The sequence below is a fragment of the Nitrospinota bacterium genome (assembly GCA_035528715.1).
GTDB lineage: Bacteria > JADFOP01 > JADFOP01 > DATKYB01 > DATKYB01 > DATKYB01.
In genome coordinates, this window is the sequence record DATKYB010000021.1 from 1 (window position 1) to 6,099 (window position 6,099).

Below are 6,099 nucleotides of genomic sequence, written 5' to 3' on the forward strand. Positions count from 1 at the left end.
GATTTCCTAAAATTATCTTTTTCTCTGCAGCCCTTTCTATCCCATTAAATCTGCTCGGTGCAATAACATATCTTCACCCCTATAAGACTCTCATGGAGATTCCGAAAAAACCTATTCAGTCTTTGATTGGTGTCATTTTTGGAAGCTGCCTCTGGGGAATATTTTCAGGATGTATCATTTACTTTATTGTTCACAAATATGGGGCTTGGTTATCAAAAGTGGTTTCAGAAGATATATTAATGCAATATATTGCAGTGTATTTTGGTCTACTCAGTTTTTTTGGTATATATTTTTATATTTCATCAACTTGTTTTTTTAAGAAAATTGGTTCTGACAAATAGTACCACTAACTTGTCACTCCACCCTCTCCCATTCCTCCCTTTTTATTCCCTCAGATTTCCCCCTTCTGCTTTTTAGGTATTTGACAAGCGAGTGAGGATGATAGAAACAGCTGTCTGAAGCCGAAGGCTGAGTTTGCTGCTTCTCCGAATGAGCGCAGTCAAATGCCGTTTAAAAAAGCAGGGGGGCACCCTTCTTTTCTTACCTTTCTTGGGTGAGCAAGAAAGGTAAGAAAAGAATGGTTAATCCTTTGCCGAGCGATTGCAGTCAAAGACCGCCTGGAAAAATCGGGGGATGCTCTTCTTTCGTCCCTTTTTTGGACAAGCAAAAAAGGGATAAATAAACTATAGTATTCTTGTCTACCCCCAAATAACCCCTTTTTCCCTCAATAATCTTTAGAAAATCAGTATGGACGATAACCTACTCAGAACTGAAGGGATGGATAAGGGGGAGAGAACAGAATTTGCAATTCTTCTTGATAATGGAGAAATTTTATATATATTTATAAATAGAAGGATAAAGAGATGGGATGCTGTTTAAAAATCCTTAGTGAGCTTAATCAAATATAATCAGAGAGTTAAGATGAAGTTCGAAAGAGAAATAAGGTGCAGACATTGTAATAAGAAACAGAAAAGGCTTTTTGATGATACTTTAAAAGAGGAGGACCTTATCTGGCACAGGTGTGAGGGCTGCAAGAAGTTTGGGCTCTACATCCAGAAATCAAGCAAGATGTCCTTTTGGGAGTTTTTGATAGAATTTTATAAACATTTTCCACACAGAGACTTCCCAGGTGGAATCTAATCTTTTCAAAACCATTTTTTAAAAAGAAAAATCCTCCATTCATCCCTTTGCTTTCTAAAGACAAAAAAGGGACTATAAGATTACTGTCTCCCCCTCAAAGAGCTCCTTGAATTTCTCAGCATCTGATTTTGAGCCCACAATATCTCCCCAGTGATAGGGGACAGCTATCTTGGGCTTAAAGGCATTGGCAGCATCTGCTGCTTCCTTGCAGGTCATGGTGTATGTCCCGCCAACAGGGAGGAGAGCGATATCGATATTTGTTAACATCTTCATCTCAGGCGTAGCGTCTGTATCCCCTGCATAGTAAATCCTCTTTCCATTGACAGTGATGATAAACCCAAGCCAGTTATTATTGCGGGGATGGAAGTCTTTACCAATATTATAAGAGGGAACTCCCTCTATCAGGATATCATCAATGTTTATCTTAGCACCTGGTGCTAGGGTCCTGACATCTCCAGATAATTGAGAGGCACTGTCAGAGGTGGTAACAACAATTCCCCCCTCCCCCCTTACCTTTTCCACATCCTCAATGGAGAGGTGGTCAAAGTGGGAGTGGCTGACCAGGATTATATCCGCAGAGTCTTTTTCCTTGACCTTCCATGGGTCAATGTAGATGACCTTTTTGTTGACAATCTTGAAGGTGGCGTGTCCGAGCCATATAATATTTTCTATCACTTTTTATCCCTCCTGAATAATGATTAATAATATTTTTATTTTATATTCTGATAAAGCTTTGTCAAACCCTATTTTTCTATTTTGATATGAAGATAGAGGTCGCCATCCATTGCTCCCTCTCTTCCTTTCAAGCCCCTACCTTTGAGCCGAAGCTTTGTTCCCTCTTTCGTGCCTTGTGGTATCTTCACAGAAAGCTTCTCCCTCTTTCCTTTTTTTGTGTATGAGATGACCTTTTCGCAGCCCGCTTCTGCTTCATTTTCTGTCAGGGAGAGGGTATAGCTGATATTTAGCTCTTTCTTTGCGATATCTTTTGAGGAGAGGGTCTTTGTTCTGATGAGCTTATTTGATAGGGATTGAAATAGAGTGTTAAGGAGGCTTTTTCTCGCCCCTTGCTTGATTTTTGCCTCTTCGAAAATCTCTTCAAAAGATTTTTTCGTCTCTCCATATTGAAATGTTTTTCCAAACGGGCTGAAGGTGCCGAAAAATATCCCCCCAAAGAAAAAGCCTTTTGGTCCGAAGAATGTTCTTTTGAAAAATTTATCATCGAACCGAAAACCAGATTTCATGAACTCTCTTCCTAATTCCCTGAAAATCTCGCTGGCAAAGGGATTAGTAAAGATATCCCTAAAGATATCCTGTTGGGAGTATCTGAATCCTCTCTGACCGTGTTGATCCCTGAATCCGTATTTTTTAAACTGGTCATACTCCCTTCTCTTTGTCCTATCGATAAGAACACCGTAGGCCTCTGTAATCTCTTTGAACCTTGCCTCGGCACCCTTATCCCCTGGATTTCTATCAGGATGGTATTCCATGGCAAGCCTTCTGTAGGCCTTTTTTATCTCCACTTCTGAAGCATTTTCATTAATTCCGAGAATCTTATAGTAGTCTTTATTGCCTCTAATGACCATTTCGCTATTTTAAAATTTTTAAAAAATATTCAGTAAAAAGTGCTAATTTTACTTTTGTTTTAGAAAATTATATAATAATATATACTGATTTTAGAATTATTTCAATTTTGAATCTATTCATCAAATAGATAATCATCATTAAGGGAGAGGCTCATGATAGAGAAATATGGAAGAACCTCAATTTTTGTTATCATTTTTATCTTTTTAATCGGTTGTGCCCCATCTCAAGAAATAAGAAGGGGAGTAGAAGTAGAGCCGGAAAAATCAGCCGAAGAAACCAAGAGAGAAGCGTTTGACAAGGTAAAGGCAAGAATGGATCGTTTGATGGCCAGGCAAGAAGAACTTTTTGAAAAGGGGACAAAGCTCAGCAAAAAGATTGATACTGAACTTGAGCGGACTAAAGAGATTTCTGGATACCTTGGAGAGAAAGAGGAGATGTTAACAAAAGAATTAGTTGAATTAAAAGAAAAAGAAAAAGTAAAAGAAAAAGTAGAAGTAAAAGTAGAGGAGAGGGCAGTTCAGATAAGAATTGGTATTTTAAACGGCTGTGGCAAAAAGGGAATGGCAGCGAGGCTGCAGGCTTTTTTGACGGATAAGGGTTTTAATGTCCAATCAACAGGAAATGCAGACAATTTTAATTACCGAAAGAGCATTGTCTATTACAAAGAGAAATACAGGGAAGAGGCAATCGATATTGCTCATAAGATTCCAGGATGGCAGGATATCTATCAAATGAAGAAAGAAGAACCTGATATCGATATCTCAATCGTCATAGGAAAAGATTTGATAAAAAAGATAAAATAAAAATCATTGCCTCTCTTGTCTTTAGAAAGTAAAAGGGGAATTTAAAAACAAAAGAAATAGAAATAAGTAGTGATTCAATCAAGCAAGAGTATCTATCTTGTTATTCTCATCTTCTCTTGAGAGAAATCCAGAGAGAAAGGCATTCATGGCTGTTCTTGTCTGTGCATAGGTCTTAGATAGGCCTGTTTTTTTTGAACCGATAAATCTCACCACCAGTTCCTCTGAATCTGCAAGGGCTTTGGAGAATTCTTCTGACTGATTGACAAGAAAGGCAAGCCCTATATTATTTCTAAAAAAGTCCTCATCCAATGGAAAATCAGAAGGGAGCATCTCAACAGCAAGTTTGGACTGCTGGGCTGCAATAAGCTCTGAAAGATTCATCCCTGATGAATCCATATAAACCTCACCATTTTCAATCCTTCCGATGATACGGGTGAGATCACCTCTATTTCTCAGATAACCTGCCAGAGAAGGACCGTCATTTGCGAGTTCATCAGCAACAATCACCTCTGCAAACTCCATATTATTTTCCAGAAAGTCTTGGGTGATTCCTGTGCCACTGAGAAGAGATAAAGCCTGGCTGACAATGGAGGGTTTCAGCTGGTTTTCTAATGTAGCAAAGGTGTTGACAAAATCCGTAGCCTTTGAATTGCTGTTATCTAATTCTCTGGCAATATCAGGGTTTTGGATAAGATAAATGGCTGCAATGGGATTTTCTCTTAAGAAGGTCTCGGTTACCTTGGATCTGTGATGAAACATCGAGGCTGCTTTTTGTGCTGCCCTTTCTCTAATAATATCTTCGCCGTAGAGACCCCCGATACTCATGGCTTTGGCAAGGTCATCATTTTTATTCAGGACATCCGATATATTTCCTATATCGAGAGCAATAAACTTGGCAATATCCAGATTCTTTTCGAGAAAATCCCGGCTTATGGGTGAGGCAAATTCAAGCCTATCTAAGGCCTTTGATACAATCTCTTTTTCAATATCCCTTTTGTTGACACTGGAATTATTCAAAAGGCTATCGAGCAATTCAGGGTCAGAACTTAATTGCTCAACAAGATTATAGTTATCCAATAGGAATCTTGCTGTATCATAATTATGTCTAAAATTGATTTTTACATTGGTATCTGTCATTATTGGCTTACTTGACATCGGCTTATTTCTATTGCCCATGGCGGGCATGTCCAATACCATATTATTTCTGAATCTGCTTTTTTCTGCTACGCTCCTGTTGAGATTCAAAGGGCTTTTTGTCAGGGGAGATTCTTTGTTGCCAATGGATGATGTGAAGCTATCCTCAATTCTCTTTAAAAAATCGGTTTCCCTATTTGCGGATTGACCCACTCTTCTTGTAAATGAGAGGTGTTTATATAAAAATCTGTTGGTTGCTGGGCGATGATATAAAAAAGAAGGGCTAATCGAATCGGTCATCTTTATTCCCCACTATTCATAAGGCCATATACCTTTTTGTTTCCTAGATTCTTTTCAAAGATAAGATTTTCATTGATAAGTTCTTTAAGGGCTATGGCTACTTCTTCATGGTTTCTGTTAATCCAAAAGGATGCGATACCGTCAGGTGTATCCTTTGCCTCGGGGAATCTTTTAAGATACTGAAGGATCAGGTTTTTGGTCTCTTGAATTAAGGAACTCATAAATAAACTCCCTATGATTCGAAATTTTTTACTGCTTTTCTATAAAGCAATGAGTATGCCAAAATTTCTCAAGGATTCAACAGGGGGTTCTTTCAATATAACTAATTGAAATATAGTTACTTATATTATTAAAGAAAATTCTTAAAGAAAAGTTCTGGAAAAGAAAGGAATAGTTATGGGGGGATTTCACCCAGAAAGCCAAGAGGTTCTATTATATAAGGTTTTGATAAACAAGCACTTAATGAATGGAGCCTTTGTTCCAGCAAGGGCTCTTTTGCCCATTTTTTTAGGAAGATTACCGGGGGATGAAAAGGGTTTTTCTACATAAGATTATATTTCTTTGCTTTGGTCCTCAGGCTCTTTCTGCTTATCCTTCCGAGCTTTGAGGCCTTTGATATATTTCCATCACATCTGGAGAGAATTTTTTCAATATATTCCTTTTCAAATAGATCCCTTGCCTCATAGAAAGGAAGGTCTGTTAATCTGGTCTTTCTGGGATTGATTCCTATTTTCTCTGATAGTGTGGGGAGGTCTTGAGGGGAAATCGTTGTGGAGTTAGTCAGGATAGTCGCGCTCTCTATAAAGTTCTCTAATTCTCTGATGTTTCCCGGCCAGGAGTATCTTGTGAAGGATTGGATGACCTCAGGTGCGATAGTGGTTAGAGGCTTCTTAAATTTTTCTGATGCCTTTTTAAGAAAATGCATTGCCAAAAAGGGGATGTCTTCAATTCTTTCTCTCAAAGGAGGAAGGTTAATAGAGACCACATTGAGGCGATAATAGAGGTCTTCTCTAAAAGAGTTGTTTTTTATGGCCATGATAAGATTTGAGTTTGTCGCAGCTATGATTCTGATATCTACACGAAACATCTTGTTGCTTCCTATCTTCTTAAAATCACCCCCTTCTAAAATTCTCAGGAG

At 38.3% G+C, this 6,099-nt stretch carries 10 protein-coding genes; 5 read left to right on the forward strand and 5 right to left on the reverse strand.

Translation table 11 applies throughout. From position 1 onward, the window contains the following. The 3 genes from VMW81_01340 to VMW81_01350 form a co-directional block, all read left to right on the forward strand. The coding region (locus VMW81_01340) for a hypothetical protein (GenBank protein ID HUU49584.1) at nucleotides 1–341 on the forward strand (341 nt) is incomplete at its 5' end. 406 nt (nucleotides 342–747) lie between these two features. Then, nucleotides 748–879, forward strand: coding sequence for a hypothetical protein (locus VMW81_01345; protein ID HUU49585.1), 132 nt, complete (start codon nucleotides 748–750; stop codon nucleotides 877–879). Nucleotides 880–921: 42 nt separating this feature from the next. Then, entirely contained in the window at nucleotides 922–1,140 is a 219-nt protein-coding gene (locus VMW81_01350; protein ID HUU49586.1) for a hypothetical protein, read from the forward strand. A 72-nt stretch (nucleotides 1,141–1,212) separates the two neighbouring features. Here VMW81_01350 and VMW81_01355 read toward each other — a convergent pair whose 3' ends face one another. Both VMW81_01355 and VMW81_01360 read right to left on the reverse strand, forming a co-directional pair. After that, nucleotides 1,213–1,815: an MBL fold metallo-hydrolase gene (locus VMW81_01355; GenBank protein HUU49587.1), complete on the reverse strand. Its 603-nt coding sequence runs from the start codon at nucleotides 1,813–1,815 to the stop codon at nucleotides 1,213–1,215. A 68-nt stretch (nucleotides 1,816–1,883) separates the two neighbouring features. Continuing rightward, nucleotides 1,884–2,723 carry a DnaJ domain-containing protein gene (locus VMW81_01360; GenBank protein HUU49588.1) on the reverse strand — a complete coding sequence of 280 codons (840 nt, stop codon included), beginning with the start codon at nucleotides 2,721–2,723 and terminating at the stop codon, nucleotides 1,884–1,886. A 153-nt stretch (nucleotides 2,724–2,876) separates the two neighbouring features. On the opposite strand from VMW81_01360, the gene VMW81_01365 reads away from it, so the two are divergent. Further along, nucleotides 2,877–3,527: a LytR C-terminal domain-containing protein gene (locus VMW81_01365; protein ID HUU49589.1), complete on the forward strand. Its 651-nt coding sequence runs from the start codon at nucleotides 2,877–2,879 to the stop codon at nucleotides 3,525–3,527. A gap of 78 nt (nucleotides 3,528–3,605) precedes the next feature. Here VMW81_01365 and VMW81_01370 read toward each other — a convergent pair whose 3' ends face one another. Then, nucleotides 3,606–4,961 (reverse strand): hypothetical protein, encoded by a 1,356-nt coding sequence (locus VMW81_01370; GenBank protein HUU49590.1) that lies wholly within the window; start codon nucleotides 4,959–4,961, stop codon nucleotides 3,606–3,608. A gap of 2 nt (nucleotides 4,962–4,963) precedes the next feature. Next, nucleotides 4,964–5,182 carry a hypothetical protein gene (locus tag VMW81_01375; GenBank protein HUU49591.1) on the reverse strand — a complete coding sequence of 73 codons (219 nt, stop codon included), beginning with the start codon at nucleotides 5,180–5,182 and terminating at the stop codon, nucleotides 4,964–4,966. Nucleotides 5,183–5,357: 175 nt separating this feature from the next. Between VMW81_01375 and VMW81_01380 the strand changes: the two genes are divergently transcribed. Next, nucleotides 5,358–5,510 (forward strand): hypothetical protein, encoded by a 153-nt coding sequence (locus VMW81_01380; GenBank protein ID HUU49592.1) that lies wholly within the window; start codon nucleotides 5,358–5,360, stop codon nucleotides 5,508–5,510. On the opposite strand, the gene VMW81_01385 is transcribed toward VMW81_01380, so the two are convergent. Next, a partial coding sequence (locus VMW81_01385) for a sigma 54-interacting transcriptional regulator (GenBank protein ID HUU49593.1) occupies nucleotides 5,503–6,099 on the reverse strand: 597 nt, incomplete at its 5' end. The genes VMW81_01380 and VMW81_01385 overlap by 8 nt on opposite strands.